The following is a 20,216-nucleotide window of genomic DNA, read 5'->3' on the forward strand; positions in this document are numbered from 1 at the left end:
CCTGGCCGTCGATCTTCTTCAGCCGTGTGGTTGACGACGATCCTCTGCCCACTGTTGCCAGCCCTTAGCTCAGTGATACATCCAGCGCTAGCAGGTCACCAAGATTGTCTCCGGCTCGCCGCGACGAGCTTCCTCATTCCGGCATGCATTCTGAGCTGATTTTTACAAGAATCTTAATTCAGGGTGGGTCTGGCGTAAGGCACATCTCGGTCACATCGGTAAAGAGCGGCAATGCCCGCTCAATCAGGTAGGCCGTCGCCGACTTGATCTCATGGGGCGACAGATCTGATCTTCGCCTGGACACGCTGATCAAACTCCACCTATCTGACCATGACGGCCTTCAGGGCGACCGCGTCTGCGGTCATCACACGCGAGAAAACACGAGCTGGATCTTGGGTGTCAGCTTGAGAACCTGCGCACGCTCGGACGGTGGCTAGAGGCGGAACATCAGAAAAGCCGGCAGCAGCTTACCCTAGGACGGAGTAGCAAAGTGGCGCGGCCTCGTCACTCGGATCGGCGGCGCTTGCCATAAACATGGATTTGGTCCGTAGGATAGGAGAACTGGTCTGGTCAATCCTCGGCTCACATAACCCAGAAGCGGTGTGGTCTTTTGCTTGCGCCCGAGGTCAATGACGGAGGGTGGCGTGAAGGAGATTAATTATGGCACGCAGGCGGAACGCCGCAGTCAGCCGCCGGCGTATCCGTTCCAAGTTGCGCACCCTGCGGTCCGCGACGCAGGAGACTCAGCGCGACGTCGCGGACGCCCTCGACTGGTCGACGGCAAAACTGATGCGGATCGAAGGCGGCCGGGTCGGCATCTCAACCACAGATCTGAAGGCGCTGCTCGCCCATTACGGCGTGACCGACGAGACGGAGCTGGCACAGCTGGCCGAACTGGCCCGCATCAGCCGGACCAGCACGCTCGCCGCCACCTACGGGCCGGCCTTGTCGAAAGAGTTCGCCGAGTTCATCGAGAACGAGGAAGCGGCGCGGATCATCCGTCAATTCGAGCCGAAGCTCATCCCCGGCCCGCTGCAGACGGAGGATTACGCTCGCGCCATCCTTACCGCATACGCTGAGGAATACGTCTCACGGCAGATCATCGAACAGCGAGTCTTCGCTCGGCTGGCTCGCCGGGACCAGATCCTTCAAACGGATGGCCCCGAGGCCTTCTTCATCATCGATGAAGCCGCGCTCTGGCGATGGATCGGCGCGGAGTCGGGACACGGGACCCTGCATTCTTCTGTGATGATTCGCCAACTGGAGGATATGCTCGACGTGATCAAGCACCCCAACGTGAAGGTGCAATTCATGCCCTTCAGAGCAGGCGCCTACCGGGCAATGGGTGGGCCGTTCGTGGTGCTGGAGTTCGACGAGCCTTCGGACGATAATCTGCTTTACCTGGAAAATCCCGAAGTAAGCCTCCTTTATTATGAGAATGCGGAACGAACCGAGCCGTACCTGCGGTATTTCCAGGACATGGAAACCAAAGCAACCCCGGTTGACAAAGCGGCTGACGCGATCAATGCGGTGCTGAGGACATATCGCGAAGGCGGGTTCGGCATCCCTGCCTGACCTGCTAATGCCCGCAGTCTGGGCAGATGTCAACGCCGAGCGCCTCGGCGAAAGGTCGCCTGAGCTGATCGTGGCACCCCGCCGGCATGGCCTGACCGGATGGAGTGAAGATGTTCGACGAGATTCGAGATGCGCTGCCGTCGTCGCGAACACCTCCGATCGGGTGTACGTGCGCGACTCCAAAGCCTCCGGCCGAGGCACCCTTGACTTCGGAGTCGATGCCTGAAGGCCTTGATCGACGGCATTCGCTCCGGCGAGTTCGACTGCGGAGACTGCTGAACCGGGCACGGCGAGGAGAGTGTCGGCGGGTCGCCCACGGGGGTCTGACCGCCGACAAGACCTGAGCACCGGCATCGGCCACGACCGGACGATCACCGGTTTCCGGCACGGCGACCACCTGCAAGGTCCGTGGCCGGCGGCTGACAGCAAGGCTGTGGACGCCCGCGGCGGCGTTACCGTGTCCGGCACATGTTGTAACTGTGCGAACACGGGGATGTGAGCATATGTCGACACACACACACACGAGATGGGAGCTGCTCGCGGCCGCGGCCGGCGGGGCCTGATGATCGGCGTGGGGTGGCAGGACTTCGTGTACGTGACCGCGTTCGACGGTGTGCTGTGGGCGGCCGAGGCGGGCGGCGCCCTGCGGTGGTACCGGTATCAGGCCGGGCACAAGGGCTCGTCGGCCGACTGGGACTCGAACTCGGGCACGATCGTCGGTTCCGGGTGGAACGGCGGGACGTACGGGTACCAGCCCGTGCTCAGCGCCGGTGAGGGCCGCATGTACATGGTCGACAAGAACGGCTACCTGCGCCGGAACCGGCACATGGATTCTCGGTCGGCGGGATCCCGCCGGCGGCGGCGAGATCATCGGGAGCGGGTGGAGGTGACGTGACTACGGCGCCGGCACGTCCGTTCGGGTCTGGATCAGCTCGGCGCCCACGCCGGGGGCTGCCTCCGAGCCCGGGCGGACGATCTCGGCGCGGACCTCGTGCGGGCGCAGCTCGCCGCGGAGGATCTCCTCGGCGAAGTGGCAGGCGACGCGCTGGCCCGAGTCGTCGAAGACGCGCAGCTCCGGGCGTTGCTCGGCGCAGCGCTCCTGCGACCACGGGCAGCGCGTGCGGAACCGGCAGCCGGTCGGCGGGTTGGCGGGGGACGGCAGGTCGCCGGCGAGCAGGATCCGCTCGCGCTGGTCCTCCACGTACGGGTCGGGGATGGGCACGGCCGAGAGCAGGGCCCGGGTGTACGGGTGCAGCGGGCGCTCGTACAGCTGATCGGCCTGAGCCTCCTCGACCAGCGCGCCCAGGTACATCACGCCGATGGTGTCGGAGATGTGCCGGACCACCGCGAGGTCGTGCGCGATGACCAGGTAGGTCAGCCCGAGCGAGTCCTGGAGGTCGCCGAGCAGGTTGACCACCTGGGCCTGGATCGACACGTCCAGCGCGGAGACCGGCTCGTCGGCCACGATCAGCTCGGGGCCGAGCACCAGGGCCCGGGCGATGCCGATCCGCTGCCGCTGGCCGCCGGAGAACTCGTGCGGGTAGCGGTTGAGCGCCGACGCCGGCAGGCCGACCGCGTCGAGGGTGGAGCGCAGCCTCGTCCGCATCGCGGCCTTGTCCTTGTGCAGGCCGTGCGCCTTGAGGCCCTCGACGAGCAGCGACTCGACCGACTGGCGCGGGTCCAGGCTCGACATCGGGTCCTGGAACACCATCTGCATGCGCCGCCGGAACCGGCGCATCTGCTCGCCTTCGAGCGCGCGCACGTCCGTGCCGTCGAAGGTGATCCGGCCGCTGGTCGGCTCGACCAGCCGCAGCAGGCCGCGGCCCAGCGTCGACTTGCCGCAGCCGGACTCGCCGACGAGGCCGTACGTCTCGCCGCGTCTGATCGTGAGCGACACGCCGTCGACGGCGTAGACCCAGCCGATCGTACGGTCGAAGAGCAGTCCGCTTTTGATCGGGAAGTGGACCTTGAGGTCGTCGAGCTCGACCAGGGTGTCGTTCACGCCGGCACCTCCTGGGGTACGGGGTTGGTGCACCGCAGCGCGCCGCCGCGGAAGGTGGGCTCGAGGGGCACGGTCTCGCCGATGCAGGCGTCGATCACGCGGTCGCAGCGCGGGGCGAAGGCGCAGCCGTCCGGCCACGGGATGTTGTCGTTGACCGAGCCGCGGATCTGGTGCAGGCGCCCGCCGCGGCCGGCGTCCAGCCGGGGCACTGACTGCAAAAGCCCATGGGTGTACGGATGCCGCGCGGCCGCGAACAGCTCGTGGCGTGCGGCCCGCTCGACCACCTTGCCGGCGTACAGCACGTTGACCGTGTCGCAGAGCCCGGCCACCACCCCGAGGTCATGAGTGATCATGATGAGCGCGGTGCCCGACTCGTCGACCAGCTCCTTGAGCAGCGTGAGGATCTGCGCCTGGATGGTCACGTCCAGGGCGGTCGTCGGCTCGTCGGCGATGAGCAGGCGCGGCTTGCAGGCCAGGGCGATGGCGATCAGCGCCCGCTGCCGCATGCCGCCGGAGAGCTGATGCGGGAACTCCTTGAGCCGCCGCGTCGGGTCGGGGATGCCGACCGCGTCGAGCAGCTTGCGCGCCTCGCGCAGCGCCTCCTGCCGCTTCTTGCCCTGGTGGCGTTCGAGCACCTCGGCCACCTGCAGGCCGAGCGGGATCACCGGGTTCAGCGACGACAGCGGGTCCTGGAAGATCATGCCGATGTCCCGGCCGCGCCGGTCCCGCAGGTCCTGGGGGCGCAGCCGCAGCAGGTCGGTGTCGTCGAAGAGGACCTCGCCGGTGACCTTGTTGCCGCGCCGGGGGAGCAGTCCCATGATCGCCAGGCTGGTCACGGACTTGCCGCAGCCGGACTCGCCGACCAGCCCGACCGCCTGGCCGGGCTCGACGGTGAAACTGACGCCGTCCACGGCGGTGAAGGGCTTGCCGCCCTGCTGAAACACCACCGAGAGATCACGTACGTCGAGCAGGGGCATGCCGGGTCACCGCCTGTTCTTCGGGTCGAGCGCCTCGCGCATGCTCTCGCCCAGCAGCGTGAAGCCGAGGGCGACCAGGATGATCGCCAGGGCCGGGAAGTAGGCCAGCTCCGGGCGGACCTCGAAATAGCGCACGCCGTCCACGCCGAGCATCAGGCCCCACTCGGCCCGGTTGATGTCCGGGTCGCCGAGCCCGAGGAACGACAGCGCGGCGGCGTCCAGGATCGCCACCGCGAAGGTCAGGGTGGCCTGCACGATGACCGCGGTCAGCGAGTTCGGCAGCATGTGCCGGGTCACGACGTCGCGCCGCTTCACGCCCAGCGCGCGGGCGGCGAGCACGTGATCGCTCTCCCGCTGGGCCAGCATCGACCCTCGCAGCAGCCGGGCGAAGATCGGCACGTTCACGATCGCCACCGCCATGATGACCGTCCACTGGGTGGACTCGCGGGCCAGGGCGACCAGCGTGATCGCCAGCAGCAGGCTCGGCAGGGCCAGCATGACGTCGGTGAACCGCATGATCAGGACGTCCACCCAGCCGCCGACCGCGCCGGCGATCGCGCCGAGCAGCACGCCGATCAGCAGGCCGATCATCGTGGCCAGGACGCCGACGAAGAGCGTCTGCCGGGCGCCGTAGACCATCCGGGAGGCGAAGTCGCGGCCGAGCGGGTCGCTGCCCAGCGGATGCCCGGCGGTGGGCCCCGGGATGTGGTCGACGGTCAGGTCCTGGGTGAGCTCCGGGAACCGCTGCACCGGGTCGTGCGGCGCGACCAGCGGCGCGAAGATCGCGATGACCAGGAACAGCAGGATGATCGTGGCGCCGACGATGGCGGTGGGGTTGCGCAGCAGGCGGCGGCCGGCGTCGCGGATCAGGCTGACCCCGCCGGCCTGTGCCGTGCGCGCGGTGAGCTCGTCGATGCGGCGGCGCTTGTGCTCGGCGAGCGTCGAGAGTCCTCCGGGCCGGGTCATCGCACACGCACCCTCGGGTCGATGACCGCGTACGAGAGGTCGACCACCAGGTTGACCAGGATGAATACGACCGCGGCGAGCAGGATCAGCGCCTGGAGCACGGGGTAGTCGCGGCTGCCGCTGATCGAGTCGGTGATGAGCGTGCCCAGCCCGCCCCAGTTGTAGACCTTCTCGGTCAGCACCGCGCCGGCCAGCAGCGCGCCGGTCTGGAGGCCGATGATGGTGACCACCGGCAGCAGCGCGTTGCGCAGCACGTGCCGCCGGCGGACGGTCGGGTTGCGCAGGCCCTTGGCGTCCGCCGTACGGATGTAGTCCTCGTCCAGGACGTCGAGCACGCTGGCCCGGGTGATCCGGATGATGATCGCCAGCGGGATCGTCGCCAGGGTGACGGCGGGCAGCACCAGATGCCAGAGCGCGTCGGCGGAGGCGTCGAACTCCCGGGTCAGCAGCCCGTCCAGGACGAAGAAGCCGGTCACCTCGGTGTTGTCCAGGCCGGTGGTGATCCGGCCGGACGGCGGGAAGAGATGGACCCCCTGGGTCAGCCAGCCCTTGAGCAGGTAGCCGAGGAAGAAGATCGGGACGGAGATGCCGATCAGCGTGACGATGATGGTGGCGTTGTCGAGCACCCGGCCGCGGTGGCGGGCCGCGACGTATCCCAGCGGGACGCCCAGGCCGACCGCGAGGATGATCGCGGCGATGGCCAGCTCGGCGGTCGCCGGGAAGGACCGGCTGATCACGTCGATCACCGGCTCGCCGGTGCGGATGGAGTTCCCGAAGTTGCCGGTCAGCACGTTCTTGAGGAAGCGGCCGTACTGGACCCAGATCGGCTGGTCGTAGCCGAGGGCCTTGGTCAGAAGCTCACGGGTCTGCGGGGTCGCGCGCTCGCCCAGCAGCGCGTCGACGGGCCCGCCGGGGAGGCTGCGCAGCCAGAAGAAGACCAAGGTCATCAGGGCGAACAGGGTGATGGCCAGCTGGACCAGGCGGCGCGAGACGACTCTCAGCATCGTTCTCCGATTTCGGGTCGGACGGCCCGGACCGTCGCCGGTCCGGGCCGCACGGCCTACTTGGTGATCGAGACGGTGTTGAACTCCTCCGCGGTGAGCGGGCTCGGCACCAGGCCCTCGACGTTCTTGGCGGTGGCCAGCGCGGGCGGGCCGTGCCAGATCGGGACGGCCGGCAGCCACTTGGCGGCCAGGTCGCGGTTGACCTGCTCCCACGCGGCCTTCTTGGCGGCCTGGTCGACGGTCGCGTCGGCCTTGCCGATCGCGGTGAACATGTCGGTCATCGCCCCGTCGCCGAACTCCTCCTTCTCGCGGCCGAAGAACGTGCCGGCGAAGTTGCCCGGGTCGTTGTAGTCGCCGGTCCAGCCGAGGATGTGCAGGTCCTGCTTGCCGAACTGCTGCACGTCGTCCTTGAAGCCGCCGTTCCACGGCCGCGGCACCCCGTTGATCTTGATGCCGGCCGCCTGGAGGTCGTTCGCGAGAACGGTGAAGATCTCCTGCGGGTTCGGCATGTACGGCCGGGACACCTCGGTCGGGTAGTAGAAGTTGAGCGTCAGGCCGGTCGCGCCCGCGTCGGCGAGCAGCTGCTTGGCCTTGTCCACGTTGTACTCGTATTTCTGCACGTCCGGGGCGTAGCCGAGCACCGTGTTCGGCATGAACTGGTCGGCCACCGTCGAGCCGCCCGGGCCCTTGGTCTGCACCAGCTGGGCACGGTTGAGCGCGTACGCGATCGCCTGGCGCACCCGCAGGTCGCGCAGCTTCGGGTTCTTCTGGTTGATGCCCAGGTAGAGGATGTTGAAGGCGGGCCGGTCGAGCACCTTGTAGCCCTCGGCGGCCAGCGCCTTGCGGTCGGCCGGGGCCGGGAAGTCGATCGCGTGCACCGCGCCGGCGCGCAGCTCCTGCTTGCGGGTGTTCTCGTCCTTGATGATCTTGATGATCATCTTGTCGACCTTGGCCTTCTCGCCCCAGTAGTCGGGGTTCCTGTTCAGCGTGATCTCGCCGGTCGCCTTGTTCCAGCCGCCGTACGTGAACGCGCCGGTGCCGGTCGGGTGCTCGGTGGCGAACGCGCTGTACGCGAACGAGTCGCCGTTCTGGGTCACCTTGTTGCCGTCGTACTGCTTGATCGCGGTCGGGCTGGCGATCGAGAACGCGGTCAGCGCGAACGCGCCCGGGAAGGCACCCTTGTACTTCTTCATCGTCACGACGGCCGTGGTGGCGTCCTGCGCCTTGCAGTTGTCGTAGACGGCGTCCGGGCTGCCCGCGAACCCGCCGAACACGTCGGCGTAGTAGATCATCTGGGACTGGGCGGCCTCGCCCTTCATGGTGTACCAGCGGTCGAAGTTCGCGCAGACCGCCGCGGCGTCCAGCGCCGAGCCGTCGTGGAACTTGACGCCCTGGCGCAGCTTGAACGTCCACACCTTGCCGGTCGGGTCGTTGGACCAGCTCTCCGCCAGGCCACCTGTCAGCTCGGCGGTGCCGGGCATGTGGGTGACGAGGGTGTCGTACATCTGCCGGATCGGCCGGAACGACTCACCGTCGTCGTTGAAGATCGGGTCGAAGTTCTTCGGATCACCGGCGCCCGCGAAGATGAAGGTGCCACCGGCGGCGGCCTTGTCCTCGTCGCCGCCGCTGTCCCGGTCGCTCTCCGCGCAGCCGGCCACACCGATCGCCAGCGCCGCAACGACACCGGCGGCGATGGCCGTCCGGCGCCTCTGTGCCTGCATCCCCGATGCACGCATCGTATTCACCTCGTCCTGTGGGTACGGGCAAACGCGGTGACGGGCTGGTCACCGTTGGCGAGACCCTAACCACTGACGATGATCGATTTGTTAATTGGTAATCGGATCGTGTCCTTCGCCGGCGCGGAGCAGGCGAGCGCCGATGCGGCGGCCGACTCGGATGCGGTCGCCGGATCGGCCGACCGCTGGAGCGTGAAATCGCCGGCGGGGGATTCGCCGGTGCCGCGTCACCCACGACACTCGTCATGTGCACATTCCGTCCCCGGTTCGCTCGGCCGCCCGGCAGGCCGTGCGACAGCTGAACCGGACCCTGCCCGGGCGGCGCGTCCAATGGGGCAACATCGCCGACCTCGCGCCCTTCAGCACGATGTACGGCTGGGATCGCGGGCTGCCGATCGACCGGCACTTCATCGAGCGGTTCGTCGCCGCGCACGCCGACCGGATCACCGGCGCCGTGCTCGAGGTGCGGTCGGCGCTGTACGCGGGGCGGTTCGGGCAGCCCAGCGGCGTGACCGTGCTGGACGTCGACCCGGACAACACCGAGGCCGACCTGACGGCGGACCTGAACGTCGCCGGATCGCTTCCCGAGGCCGCGTACGACTGTGTGATCCTCACCCAGGTCCTGCAGTACACGCGCCCGGCCGACGCCCTGCGCAACGTGGCGCGGAGCCTGCGCCCGGGCGGCCACGCGATCGTCACGGTGCCGTGCCTGGGCCGGATCGATCCGGAGGCGCCGGACGCCGACCGGCTCCGGTGGACCCCGGCGGGCCTGCGGCAGGTGCTGGGCGAGGCGGGGCTCGGCGGGACGGTCGAGGGTTTCGGCAATGCGTTCCTCGCCGCCGCGTACATGCTCGGGGTGGCGACCGAGGAGGTCCCGCCTCCATGGCTCGACCGGCAGGACGACGCCTTCCCGATCGTCGCGTGCGCGGTCGTGGCGGCCACCTGAGGCATGCGTGCTCCGAACAGCCCCGGCCGGTGCCGGTGGCGCCTGGCCCTGGCCGGGTCGGCGATGGCCGTCGCCCTGGCGATTCCCCTCGTCGGCGGCCTCATGGGAGCGCAGGGCGGCGCGCGGACGTCGCCGTCGCCGGCGTTCGGCTCGCCGGGCGGCGCACCCGCCGCGGCCTGGACCCGGCGATGGTCGGCAGCCCCGGCGGAGGTCACCGGTCGCTGGGGTGCCGTGTGGAGGCCCGACACCGAGATCGCGAGCGGTGGCAGCACTCGCCTCGCCGACGCCGGCGCGGCCGCCCAATATCGATACGCGCGGACCGGTACGCCGCACTACACCCTCGCGGTGCCCCGGCCCGGCACCTACGCGATCACCGTCGCGACGGCACCGGCACCCGGCTCCACCAGGACGCGGACCCTGCGCGTCGAGGCCGGCGCGGATCCGGTGCGCACGCTGCGCTTCGTCGACCAGGGCGGCTCCCCGCGGCGCGCGATGTTCCTGGCCCGCACGCCGGCGCTCGCTCTGCGGTTCCGGGTCGCCGGTGCCGACGTCGTGGCGGTGACCGCGACATCGGCGCTGCGGGACGAGCGCCCGCTCGCGGTGAAGTGGGCCGACGAGTTCGACGGCGCGGCCGGGACGCCGCCCGGCGGCCGATGGCGGGCGCAGACCGGCGCCACCGGGTGGGGCAACGACGAGTTGCAGGACTACACGGCCGGCACGGCCAACGCCGCGCTGACCGGCACCGGCCGGCTCGCGCTGACCGCACGCCGCGAGCACGGCGGCCGCTTCACGTCGGCGCGCCTGCGCAGCACGTACGAGGGGACGTACGGCCGGATCGAGGGTCTCATCCGGATGCCCGCCGGCGCCGGGCTGCTCCCGGCGTTCTGGACGCTCGGCGCGGACATCGAACGGGTGGGCTGGCCACAGTGCGGCGAGGTGGATCTGGTCGAGTCGCTCGGCGCGGCCGAACCGGATCGGGTGCACGGCACCGTCCACGGCCCGGACGGAACGCGCCAGGGCTGGGCTCACGGCTGGACCGCCTGGCCGCCGGGCGGGCCGGCCGGTGGGTTCCACACCTACACGCTGGACTGGTGGCCGGGCGTGCTCCAGTGGTCGGTCGACGGCGTCGTCCACGGGGTGATGGAGAGTGCCGACATGCCGGCCGGCCGCTGGGTGTTCGAGAAGCCGGCCTTCCTGCTGCTGAGCCTGGCCGTCGGCGGCCGGTGGCCGGGCCGTCCCCCGGCCGCGACGGTGTTTCCGCAGGCCATGGAGGTCGGCTCAGTGCGCTGGCTGGGGTGACTCCCAGGCGTCGGCGACCCGGTCGAGCGCCGCCTGCCACTCGGCTCCGCGCGTGCCGAGCGCGGCCCTCGTCTCCGGCGCCATCAGCGTGGCCGCCTGATCGAGGACCTTCTCGGCGCGGAACTCCGCGTATCCCGACCACGCGCCGGGCAGGCCGGCCTGAGCCATGACGCCTTCCGTCTTGCGTGTCATGTAGGCGATCGCGAACGCCGGCGTGCCCTGGCTGAGCGCGAGGATGGCGGCGTGCAACCGCACCGCCACCACCAGGGCGCACCCGCCGTAGAGGGCGGTGAGCTCGCCCGGCGTCAGGTCATCGTCCACGACCGTCACCGCGTCGCCGCCGATGCGCGCAGCCAGCCGGTGCGCGATCGCGCGGTCGTCCTCGATCGGGGTCGGGCCGTGACACTGGGCGACCACCAGCACCCGATCGACGAGACCCCGGCGCACGGCGTCGCGCGCCAGCCGGGCGAACTCGTCCAGGATCGCCTCGTCGGCGGCGGGCCCGGCGTGCGGGTGCCGGCGGGGAACGATGGCCATCGTGCGCTCGCCCGCGTCGCCCAGGGCCGACCGGACGCGGGCCGACCGGTCGGCCGGTGTCGCGAACGCCATGTCCGGCGCCACGACGACGTCGCGGAGGCCGAGACGCCGGGCCTCCGGGATCGAGGTGCTCTCCCGCAGGGCGCAATGCCGGACGCCACGGAGCATCGTCGCGGCGATGCGCAGGCCGAGGCGGCGGGGGAACGGCCCGAGCGTGTGCCCCGCCAGGATCACGGGGATGCCCAGCCGTCCCGCCGCCCAGGCCGGATAGAGCACGGTGAAGAGCCGGGCGTAGCTGAGCACGGGGAGGACGTCGGGGTTGTCGTAGATGTTGCTGCCGCCGACGAGGACGAGGGCACCGGCGCCCTCCAGACGCCGCCTCGTGCGGGCCCGCATCCTGCCGGTGAGCACCTCGGCCACGCTGGGGATCAGCCGGATCAGCCACCGTGCCGCCCGCAGGGCGGCCGGGCCGCTCCTCGCCGACCCGAGCTCGGTGGGGCACCACGCGCCCTCCAGCGGCACGGGGCCCTCGCCGGAGGCCGACGCCGCCAGGTGCCGGCCGGAGCCGGCGAACCGGGTCTGGTGTGCCTCGTGCATGCTCACCATCCGCACCGGGGCGGCGGGCCGGTGCCGCCGGACGAGCCGGAGGATGCCGGCGGAGATGGCGCTGTCGCCCTTGTTGTCGTCGTGCCAGTGGTTGGCGCAGACGATTGTCATGCTGTCGGCCTTCTCATCGATAGGAGTAAGGCGCAGGCCGCCACCGCGACCTGGCCGATCAGATAGGCGGCGCCGGCGCCGGCGACGCCGGCCGTCCCGGCGAGGAGCCAGGCGAGCGCCGGCACGACGGCCGCCGCCACGCACTGCAGGACGAGCACCGTGCCGGCGTCGCGGCGGCCGCGTGCGGCGCTGATCTCGAGCACGGTGTAGGCCCGGACCACGACCCCGGCCAGCAGCAGGCCGAGCACCAGGGGGCCCTCGCGCGCGTAGTCGGCGCCGAAGATGCCGAGGACGAACGGCGAGGCCAGGGCGAGGAGCAGGGCGGCGCCGGCGACCGCGGGAAGGACCCGCCGGCGCAGGCTCACATGCAGGTGCCGCAGCCGGCCCCGGGCGTGCGCGCCCTCCACGATGAGCGACATGCCCATGTTCACGGTCAGCAGGTCGAGTGCCTGGGCGAGCATCCAGGTGACGCCGAAGACGGCGGCGGGCCCGGCGCCGAGCTGTGCCACGGCCAGCACCGGCATGGTCGCGGTGGCGAGCTGCCCGAGCAGCAGGCTGACCGAGTCGCGGGCGAGATAGCCGCGCCATCCCGTGAAGTCGGCGGCGCGGCGATGGCGCCGCATGTGCCGCGGCAGCAGGCGGGCGAACAGCACACCCGACATCGGCAGGACGAGGAGCGCCGCGGGAAGCGTCCAGGCGGCCACGACCGCGCCGACCGACAGCGTGCCGGCGAAGGCGACCGCGGCCAGTTTCGCCGCGCCGTAGACCGTGTTCTCCAGCGGGACCCAGACGGCCTCCCGCAGCCCGGTGTACGCGTTGTCCTGCAACGCGAACAGCGACCAGACCGCGACACCGGCCGCGAAGGCGGCGGCCCCGGCGACGGTGCGGAACCCGAGCTCCGGCGCGATCACCCCGGCGACCAGGGTGTACGCGACGCCGAGAGCGAGGCTGGTGAGCACGCCGACGGCGAAGGCCGCGCGCACCAGCCGCGCCGCGGACGGCCCGCTGCGCGGCAGGAAGACCACGAGCAGACCACCGAGACCGAGCTGCGCCACCGCCGACAACCCGGTCAGCGCGGCCACCGTCGCGCTTGCCGCCCCGACCGTGGCGGGGTCGGAACGCCGGGCCAGCAGCACCCAGAACCCCCAGCCGAGGGCGGCCGACAGCAGCGCGTTCGCGGACAGGGCGACGCCGTTGCGGTAGAGATGGCGGCGCTGGTCCGCCGCGGCCGGCGCCTCGGCGGCGAGGGCGCTCACGCGGGCCTTCCGGCCAGGCGCAGGGTGAGCTCGGCGATCCGGCGTGCCTGACCCCGGATGTCGCCGTCGCGCTCCACCCGCGCGCGAGCCCGGGCGCTGATCCTGCGGCGCAGCTCGGCGTCGCGGGCCATCCGGTCGATGGAGCCGGCGAGATCGTCCAGGTCGTCGGCGTCGGCCAGCAGGCCGGTCATCTCGTGGGTGATGACCTCGGGGATGCCGGCCGTCGGACAGGCCACCACCGGAGTGCCCGCCGCCTGTGCCTCCAGGATGCTCAGCGGAAGCCCCTCCTGCCGGCTGGCCAGGACCAGGACGTCGGCCGCGTGCAGCAGCTCGGCGACGTCCTGCCGCTCGCCGAGGAATCGCACCCGGTCGCCCAGCAGCTCGTCGCCGAGCTTGCGGAGGCGGTCGCCGTTGGCCGGGTCGAGCGCGGGGGCGCCGGCGATGGCGAGCCGCACGTCCGGCAGCGTCGCCACCGCCCGGATGACCCGGTCGACGCCCTTGCGGGGATCGAGGCGGCTCATGGTGAGCACGAGCGGAGCCGACGGGTCGCCGGTCAGCTGGGCCCGGGCCGCCGCCGGCGTCTCGGCCGGCCGGATCGCCCGGGTGTCGACGCCGTTGCGGACCACGGTCACCCGGCGGCGCGCCCAGCGGGGCAACGACCGGGCGACGGCCTCGCTCACCGCGACCGTCTGCCCGGCGAGCAGCACGGCGACGCCGCGCACCCGCCCGAGGAGGTCCGGCTCGTTCTCCTCGTGCAGGTGCAAGGCGGTGCGGCGCCGGCCCAGCAGGCCGGCCAGGGCGACCTCCAGGTGTGTCCAATGGCTGTTGCCGTGGATGACGTCGGCATCGCAGGCCCGGGCGGCCCGGGCCAGCGTGACGGCCGACCGCCACGTCCGCCCCGCCTCGGCCAGCACGTGCCGGGCCGACAGGCGGCCGTCCGGGCCGCGGACGCCCCGCTCGCCCGGGTCCGGCAGCGGCAGCCAGCGGCCGCCGTCCGCCCGCCACGCCTCGGCGATCGCGCTGGTGCGGGAGGCGGCGAGGATCAGCTCGACGCCGTGCCGGCGGAGGAGCGGGCGCAGGCGGAGGAGGTAGCGCTGTGCTCCCCACAGGCCGGCACCGTACTCGACGACGAGAACCCGGCAGACGCTCATGATGACGCTTCCCATCGATAGATCCGGACGCTGTCGTTGCGGTAGGCCAGCGTGAACCGGCCCGACCGGGCCACCGCCCGTTCGAGGTTGCGCAGCTCGCCGTCGGGCACGAGCTGATAGACGTGGGCGTAGCGGATCGACGACCGCGCGAAGACCAGGTAGCCGCTCCGCGAGTACTGACGGATGAGGCTGACCACGATGTCGACGTCCTGCCGGGAGCCGAGCGGGCGATCGCGCAGCACGTCCGTGCGCAACAGGTTCGGATCGTCGTCCGTCTTGGGCCCGCGGTACTGGTTGTAGGTGGCCCCGACACGCACCGGGAAGCCCGGCCCGCACATCATCAGCACGCTGCCGGGCGGGGTCGTCGCATAGAACCAGTTCGCCGCGTCGACCTCGTCGGTGCCGACGATGTTGAGCTCGTCCTTGCCGTAGAAGGAGGGCACGAACAGGGCGACGAGAAGCAGGAGGACGACCGGCTGACGCAGGACCAGGCGCAGCCGCCGCCGGGTGCCGCCGGCGAGCCAGGGGTCGAGCGCGGCGAACGCGAGACCGCCGGCCCACGGGATCGAGAAGAGCAGCACCCGCAGCGTGGCCTCGCCGCCGTAGTTCTGCCCGAAGATCAGCACGCAGGGTGCGGCCGCCAGGAAGAGCAGCAACATGGCCTGCCGGGCGAGCCGCCGGCGCAACATGGTGACCGCGCCCAGGACGCTGAGCACGGCCAGCAGACCGGTCAGCGCGTAGCCGGCGTAGTCGTTGAACACCTTTCCCGCGACCGGCGCGAAGTCGTACAGCGTCGAATGCTGCATGTTCGAGAACGGGTCGATGCTCGAGAAGACGCCGAAGTTGTCGTTGATGTAGTCGAGGTGGATCCCGAGATAGCCGAGGGCGATGGCGAGCATCGCGATCGGCAGCCACCACACCCGCACGCCGCCGAGCACGACGAGCGCGCCGACGCCGAAGACGGTCATGTAGGGGGTCAACTGGTGGCTGGCGACGATGACAGCGAACAGGAACAGCACCAGCGTGATCGCGTAGGCGGGCCGCCACACCGGCTGGGGCCGCGGCATGAGCTGGGTCTCCTCGACCGAGCCGCCGACGGCGCGGATGGCCAGGCTCTCGGCGACACCCCCGGGCCGGCTCAGCGAGGGCCTTCGCAGATGGCGCAGCAGCACGGCGTACACGGCCAGGGTCAGCAGGAAGCCGAACGCCTGGGGCGCGTAGTAGGTCTGTCCCACCCAGTTCGCGGCCACGAAGATGGTCGCCGCGCCCCAGCCCGCGCGGGCCCGTCCGGTGATGGCCCCGACCGTCGACACCACGAGGAGGGCGTTCAGGAGACAGAGGACGGGCTCGGCCCAGCCCACCCAGGCGGTCGGGTCGGGCGTGCCGCCCAGCCACGACGCGTAGGCGCCGAGGCTGAAGAAGCCCGGCCACCGGTGGTAGATGTCGATCGACCAGTCGACCGAGCCGTGCAGGTCGATGTAGCGCGTCACCCCGATGTGCTTGTACACCCAGGGATAGCGCGGCACGTCGGCGGCGACGAGGACCGTGCCGTAGAGCACGGCGACCAGCCCGGTGAGGTAGGCGGCCGAGCGGCGCCGGTCGAACTCGCGGCCGGCCAGGGTGACGCCGGCCCCGGCGGTCAGCACGGCGAGCGCCACGTACCAGGCGAGCGGGAGCTCCGGCGGCAGGCCGTAGTCGCCGAGGTCGTCGACGTCGAGGCCACGGACCGCGAGCAGGGCGACCGGCGCACCGGCCAGCGGCAGCCAGCGCAGGGCGAGCCCGAGCGGCCGGACCGGTGCGGCGCCGGCCGGCTCCTCGGCGCCCCGGCGCGGCGACGCGAGAGCGAACGCGGTCATACGGCCCACCGCCGGCGGCGCACGGCGCGCCGGGAGCGCAGGTAGGCGACCGGGCCGTAGACCAGGCCGGCGAGCTCCGCGACCCGCAGCTCCCACGGTGGTGGCCGGTGGCTCGCCGCGGCGGGCCGGCGAAGCTGCCGGCGCATGTGGAGCAGCCCGCCGGGGACGCGGCGCAGCAGGTCGACGGTGGTGGAGGGCTGCAGCAGGTATTTGGTCAGGAAGCCGGTCAGCCCGGTGCCGTAGCCGAACATCTGCTTCCGCAGCGCGCCGAGGTCGTCGCGGTGCCGATGCCAGACCAGCGCCGCCGGCTCGTAGGCCAGCGCACCCCGGGTGTGCAGGACCTTGACGAACGCGTCGAGGTCCTCGCCACCGCGGGTCAGGCTGCCCGCGCCCAGCGACTCGTCGAAACCGCCGATCCGGTGCAGGAACGCCGCGCGGAAGGCGACGTTGGCGCCGGTGCCGAACGTCCCGGCCGCGTACGGGAACAGCGGCGACGCCGCGCTGTCGAGGTCGAACAGCCGGGGCGTGCAGCTGCTGGACCAGGAGACGCGGGAGTCGAAGTACTGCTCGGCGGCGTGGTCGAGGCGGTCGGTGGCGACGAGCCCGGTCACGCAGACCACGTCGGGGCGGCGGGCGAAGCCGCGCAGCAGCCCGTCGACCCAGAACGGATCGACGCGGACGTCGTCGTCGGTGAACGCGACGATGCCGCCCACCGCCGCCGCCAGGCCGGCGTTGCGGGCTGCCGACAACCCCGATCGTGGTTCGCGGACGTACCGGACGTGGGGCAACAGGGCGGCGAAGGACTCGACGACCTGCCTCGTACGGTCGTCGGCCGGCGCGTTGTCGACCACCACGATCTCCAGCGGCGCCGGCCGCAACCGCGACAGTCCGTCGAGGCAGGTGCGCAGCTCCTCCGGGCGGTCGCGGGTGCAGACGACGACACTGACCTCGGCGGCGTCCTCGCGCGCCGGCACGGTGTCGGCGGCCTGGGCGCCGGCCGCGCGGGCCAGGGCGAGATCGACGTCGACCACACCGCCGGACACGGGGACATCGACGAAGCACACCGGCTGACGGCCGTCCAGCACCAGCAGTTTGGCCCTGCGGTAGGGGCGGCCGTCCGGGGAGGCGCCGGCACGCATCGGCGCCGGGGCCGACCGGTCGAGCCGCCCGCACCAGACCGGGCCGTCGGTTTCCAGGATCAGGCGCGGCAAGTGCGGGCCTCCTTGCGCTTGTCGAGAACGTCGATCGTGAGCAGTGCGGCCGAGAGGACGGCGACGGCCGTGGCGAGCACCGGCGGATGCCACCAGCGCGTCCACACCATGGCCAGCGCCGCCGCGGTCTGGCCGGCGAGGCTGACCGCGACGGCCAGCCCCAGCCATTCGGGCCAGCCGCTCACCCGGACCCGGGCGAGGACGGCGCCGCCGGGCACCACCAGCAGGGTGAGCAGGGCTGCCGCGGTCCGCGCCGGGGCGGCTATGTCCGCGGCGACCAGCACGGTGGTGCCGGCCAGCAGGGCGAGCAGCGCGACGTGCAGTCGCAGCCGGACACGCGAGCTCATCGGGACCGTCCTTCGTCGTTCGAGGGGTGGAACCCGGCCCGCACCAGGGCCGGGAGGAGAAGAACCGCGGGGATCGCCATCGCGGCGCACCACGCCCACGCCACGCCGCCGACCGACCACCGGTCGGCCGCCGGCACGACCAGCGCGCCCAGCAGTGCCAGGACGGCGGCGTGGGTGAGGAGGATCGGCCGGGACCGGCCCTCGATCCGCCACAGTCCGGTGCGCAGCACGAGGATCGCCATCGGCACCGCGGCGACGGCCATCGCCCGCAGCGCCGTCGTCGCATGGGCGGCGTAGCCGGCGCCGAAGACGGCCAGCAGCGGCGGGGCGGCCAGCCAACCGGCCGGGACGCCGGCGCCGAGCAGCACGGCGACCCGCCTGATGGTCGGCGCGGCGAGCTCGCGGGCCCGGTGCGGGGCCGCCGCCGCCTCGCTGGTCAGCGCGCCGGCCGTGGCGACGAGCACCGACTCGGCGGCGACGGCCGCGGTGAAGGCGATGGTGAACCAGGCGTTCGGCTCGGCGCCGAGCCGGGTGAGGACGACGATCGGCATGAGCACGGCGGCGGCTTGCTGGAGCAGCAGCGCGGCGTAGTCGAAGGCCAGGAACGAGGTGAGCGCCGCCCGGGTCGGCGCCACGCCGCCCAGCCGCAGCTCCGCGCCGCCGAGATAGTGCCGCAGTCCCGAGCGGATCGGGCCGAGGCTGACCAGCAGCACCACCAGCGGCAGCGGCAGCACCCAGGCGAGCAGGACACCGCCGGGAACGTCCGCGGCGGCCAGGGCGGCCACGGCGGCGACCTTCGCGGCGCCGAAGGCGATGTTGCTGACCGGCGCCCAGCTCGACCGGCGCACGGCGATGAGCACGTTGTCCTGGAGGGCGAAGACGCCCCACAGCGCGACGGCGGTGATCATGGAGGCGGCGAGCCGCCAGTCGGCGAGCACGGCGCGCAGGTCGGCCGAGAACGCCGGCAGCACGAGGACGGCGACGACACCGCCGGCCGCGCCGAGGGTGGTGATCGCCAGGTAGGACAGCGCGACCACCCGGCCGCGGCGCGCACCCAGCTGCGGCAGCAGCCGGGGCAGGCCGATGTTGAGGTTGAGGTCGGTGGCCGCCGCGATGGTCTGCACCACGAGAATCAGCAGCGCGCCCGTGCCGACCTCGGCCGGGTCGTAGCCACGCGAGGCGACCGCCCAGAAGGCGACCCCGAGCACGGCGTTCGCGCCGGACGTGACGCCCGCGGCGAGCGCGCTGCGGCGCACGTTGGCCAGGCCGGCGCCGGTGGGGAGAACCGCTGTGCTCATGCGGCCCGGCGGCTCTTCCAATAGGCGAACGGCCCGGCCAGGATGCCCCGCAGCTCCGCGCGGGTGAGGTCGCGGGGATAGCCGGGGCCCTTGGCGCGGTTCTTCGCGCTGCGCGGGTGCAGCAGGTGCAGCGCGCCCGCGCCGAGCCGTCGCGCGATGTCCCAGCGCTCCTCGCGGCTGACCACGCAGCGCTTGGTGACCATCGCGGCGAGGCCGACGCCGTAGTCGGTGATCTGCGCGCGCAGCTCGCCGAGCTCGCGGTGGTGCCGGTGCCGGATCAGCGCGGCCGGCTCGTAGACGAGTGCCCAGCCCGACCGTACGACGGTCAGGTAGATGTCCAGGTCCTCGCCGCCGCGGGCCGGCGTACCGGCGCCCAGCCGCTCGTCGAAGCCGCCGACGGAGCGCAGCGTGGCGGTGCGGAAGGCCGCGTTCGCGCCCGTGCCGAAGACCCCCGCCGCGTAGGGGTAGAGCCGGCCCGGGCCGCGATGCTCGACGAGGTCGAAGCGCCGCCGCTGGAAGCCCTTGGCGAAGCCGCCGAACTGCTCGAACCACAACTGGGCCTGAGTCTGCAGCTCCAGCGGCAGCACGAGGCCGGTGACGCAGGCGACCGAGTCGTCGCGGAACGGCCCGGTGATCGCCTCGACCCAGCGGCGGTCGACGTCGACGTCGTCGTCGGTGAAGGCGACCAGCTCGCCCCGCGCGATCGCCAGCCCCCGGTTGCGGGCCCGGGACAGGCCGGCCGCCGGCTCCTCGACCAGGCGTACGCCGTCGACCGCGTTCCGCCGCAGGAAGGCCGCCACACCCGACGTCGCCGGGCGGTTGTCCACGACGATGACCTCGAGCGGGGGAGAGGTCTGCTCGCGCAGGCCGGCGAGCGTGCGGATCAGGCCGGGTGAGGGTTCGCAGGTGGTCACGACGACGCTGATGGACGGGCGGCTCCCGGGATCGGCCGGCGGCGCGGCGACTATGCCGCCGGCCGGCAGCAGCCCGTCCGCGCCGAGGAGCCCGGCCGGGAGCAGCCCCGTGGTGGCCCGGGTCAGGGCCTCGCGGAACTCCCGGGCGGCCATCGGCCGTCCCGCCGCGCCGGCCCGCACGGTCGCGCACGGCACGCCGTCGCGGCGAAGCAGCAGGTGGAACGGGCCGTCACCGGGCGGCGGGCGAAGCGGCTCGGTGAGCTCGACATCGACCATGCGCACCGGGGTGAAGGCGAGCGCGCCGGGATTCGGCATGGCGGGGCTCCTCCGTCGGACCAGGGGGTTTTCGCCGGATTGCGGCGTCTTCCCACTGTCACGCACGCCGGGTCCGGAAAGCAGCGGCTGGAACGGCCGATCCCGGCGA

The 20,216-nt window shown here is 72.0% G+C and carries 17 protein-coding genes; 4 read left to right on the top strand and 13 right to left on the bottom strand.

The annotated features are described in order from the left end of the window. Positions 1–660 precede the first annotated feature (660 nt). On the top strand, positions 661–1,575 hold the full coding sequence (locus Ade02nite_RS42390) for a helix-turn-helix domain-containing protein (RefSeq protein ID WP_203776428.1): 915 nt from the start codon (positions 661–663) through the stop codon (positions 1,573–1,575). A gap of 526 nt (positions 1,576–2,101) precedes the next feature. Further along, positions 2,102–2,470 (top strand): tachylectin-related carbohydrate-binding protein, encoded by a 369-nt coding sequence (locus tag Ade02nite_RS42395; RefSeq protein WP_203776431.1) that lies wholly within the window; start codon positions 2,102–2,104, stop codon positions 2,468–2,470. Here the strand turns inward: Ade02nite_RS42395 and Ade02nite_RS42400 are convergent, their stop codons facing one another. Genes Ade02nite_RS42400 through Ade02nite_RS42420 form a run of 5 tightly spaced genes read right to left on the bottom strand, consistent with a single transcriptional unit; the run spans position 2,471 to position 8,260 of the window. Beyond that, positions 2,471–3,577 (bottom strand): ABC transporter ATP-binding protein, encoded by a 1,107-nt coding sequence (locus Ade02nite_RS42400; protein ID WP_203776432.1) that lies wholly within the window; start codon positions 3,575–3,577, stop codon positions 2,471–2,473. Continuing rightward, positions 3,574–4,554 (bottom strand): ABC transporter ATP-binding protein, encoded by a 981-nt coding sequence (locus tag Ade02nite_RS42405; protein ID WP_203776434.1) that lies wholly within the window; start codon positions 4,552–4,554, stop codon positions 3,574–3,576. Before Ade02nite_RS42405 ends, Ade02nite_RS42400 begins: the two co-directional genes overlap by 4 nt. Before the next feature lie 6 nt (positions 4,555–4,560). Continuing rightward, positions 4,561–5,520, bottom strand: a complete 960-nt coding sequence (locus Ade02nite_RS42410) for an ABC transporter permease (RefSeq protein ID WP_203776436.1) — start codon at positions 5,518–5,520, stop codon at positions 4,561–4,563. Then, the gene (locus Ade02nite_RS42415) at positions 5,517–6,524 is read right to left on the bottom strand and encodes an ABC transporter permease (protein ID WP_203776438.1); all 1,008 of its coding nucleotides are present in this window, start codon (positions 6,522–6,524) and stop codon (positions 5,517–5,519) included. Before Ade02nite_RS42415 ends, Ade02nite_RS42410 begins: the two co-directional genes overlap by 4 nt. A gap of 56 nt (positions 6,525–6,580) precedes the next feature. Next, positions 6,581–8,260, bottom strand: coding sequence for an ABC transporter substrate-binding protein (locus Ade02nite_RS42420; RefSeq protein WP_379037516.1), 1,680 nt, complete (start codon positions 8,258–8,260; stop codon positions 6,581–6,583). Positions 8,261–8,507: 247 nt separating this feature from the next. Here Ade02nite_RS42420 and Ade02nite_RS42425 point away from each other — a divergent pair, with 247 nt between their 5' ends. Together Ade02nite_RS42425 and Ade02nite_RS42430 are read left to right on the top strand one after the other, a co-directional pair. After that, the gene (locus tag Ade02nite_RS42425; protein ID WP_203776440.1) at positions 8,508–9,206 is read left to right on the top strand and encodes a class I SAM-dependent methyltransferase; all 699 of its coding nucleotides are present in this window, start codon (positions 8,508–8,510) and stop codon (positions 9,204–9,206) included. A 3-nt stretch (positions 9,207–9,209) separates the two neighbouring features. Further along, positions 9,210–10,505: a glycoside hydrolase family 16 protein gene (locus tag Ade02nite_RS42430; protein WP_203776443.1), complete on the top strand. Its 1,296-nt coding sequence runs from the start codon at positions 9,210–9,212 to the stop codon at positions 10,503–10,505. On the opposite strand, the gene Ade02nite_RS42435 is transcribed toward Ade02nite_RS42430, so the two are convergent. From Ade02nite_RS42435 to Ade02nite_RS42470, 8 genes are read right to left on the bottom strand one after another with little or no spacing between them, the layout of a single operon-like run. Further along, positions 10,485–11,759, bottom strand: coding sequence for a polysaccharide pyruvyl transferase family protein (locus tag Ade02nite_RS42435; RefSeq protein ID WP_203776445.1), 1,275 nt, complete (start codon positions 11,757–11,759; stop codon positions 10,485–10,487). The two genes, Ade02nite_RS42430 and Ade02nite_RS42435, sit on opposite strands and share 21 nt — an antisense overlap. Then, positions 11,756–13,015, bottom strand: a complete 1,260-nt coding sequence (locus Ade02nite_RS42440; RefSeq protein ID WP_203776447.1) for a polysaccharide biosynthesis protein — start codon at positions 13,013–13,015, stop codon at positions 11,756–11,758. The genes Ade02nite_RS42435 and Ade02nite_RS42440 overlap by 4 nt, the downstream gene beginning before the upstream one ends. After that, positions 13,012–14,181 carry a glycosyltransferase family 4 protein gene (locus Ade02nite_RS42445; RefSeq protein WP_203776449.1) on the bottom strand — a complete coding sequence of 390 codons (1,170 nt, stop codon included), beginning with the start codon at positions 14,179–14,181 and terminating at the stop codon, positions 13,012–13,014. The genes Ade02nite_RS42440 and Ade02nite_RS42445 overlap by 4 nt, the downstream gene beginning before the upstream one ends. Further along, the gene (locus Ade02nite_RS42450) at positions 14,163–16,022 is read right to left on the bottom strand and encodes a hypothetical protein (RefSeq protein ID WP_203776451.1); all 1,860 of its coding nucleotides are present in this window, start codon (positions 16,020–16,022) and stop codon (positions 14,163–14,165) included. Before Ade02nite_RS42450 ends, Ade02nite_RS42445 begins: the two co-directional genes overlap by 19 nt. Further along, entirely contained in the window at positions 16,019–17,233 is a 1,215-nt protein-coding gene (locus Ade02nite_RS42455) for a glycosyltransferase family 2 protein (protein ID WP_203776453.1), read from the bottom strand. Before Ade02nite_RS42455 ends, Ade02nite_RS42450 begins: the two co-directional genes overlap by 4 nt. Next, on the bottom strand, positions 17,221–17,580 hold the full coding sequence (locus Ade02nite_RS42460) for a hypothetical protein (protein ID WP_203776455.1): 360 nt from the start codon (positions 17,578–17,580) through the stop codon (positions 17,221–17,223). The genes Ade02nite_RS42455 and Ade02nite_RS42460 overlap by 13 nt, the downstream gene beginning before the upstream one ends. After that, positions 17,577–18,878: a polysaccharide biosynthesis protein gene (locus Ade02nite_RS42465; RefSeq protein WP_203776456.1), complete on the bottom strand. Its 1,302-nt coding sequence runs from the start codon at positions 18,876–18,878 to the stop codon at positions 17,577–17,579. The genes Ade02nite_RS42460 and Ade02nite_RS42465 overlap by 4 nt, the downstream gene beginning before the upstream one ends. Continuing rightward, positions 18,875–20,107: a glycosyltransferase family 2 protein gene (locus Ade02nite_RS42470; RefSeq protein ID WP_203776458.1), complete on the bottom strand. Its 1,233-nt coding sequence runs from the start codon at positions 20,105–20,107 to the stop codon at positions 18,875–18,877. Before Ade02nite_RS42470 ends, Ade02nite_RS42465 begins: the two co-directional genes overlap by 4 nt. Positions 20,108–20,216 lie beyond the last annotated feature (109 nt).

It is taken from the genome of Paractinoplanes deccanensis (assembly GCF_016862115.1).
GTDB lineage: Bacteria > Actinomycetota > Actinomycetes > Mycobacteriales > Micromonosporaceae > Actinoplanes > Actinoplanes deccanensis.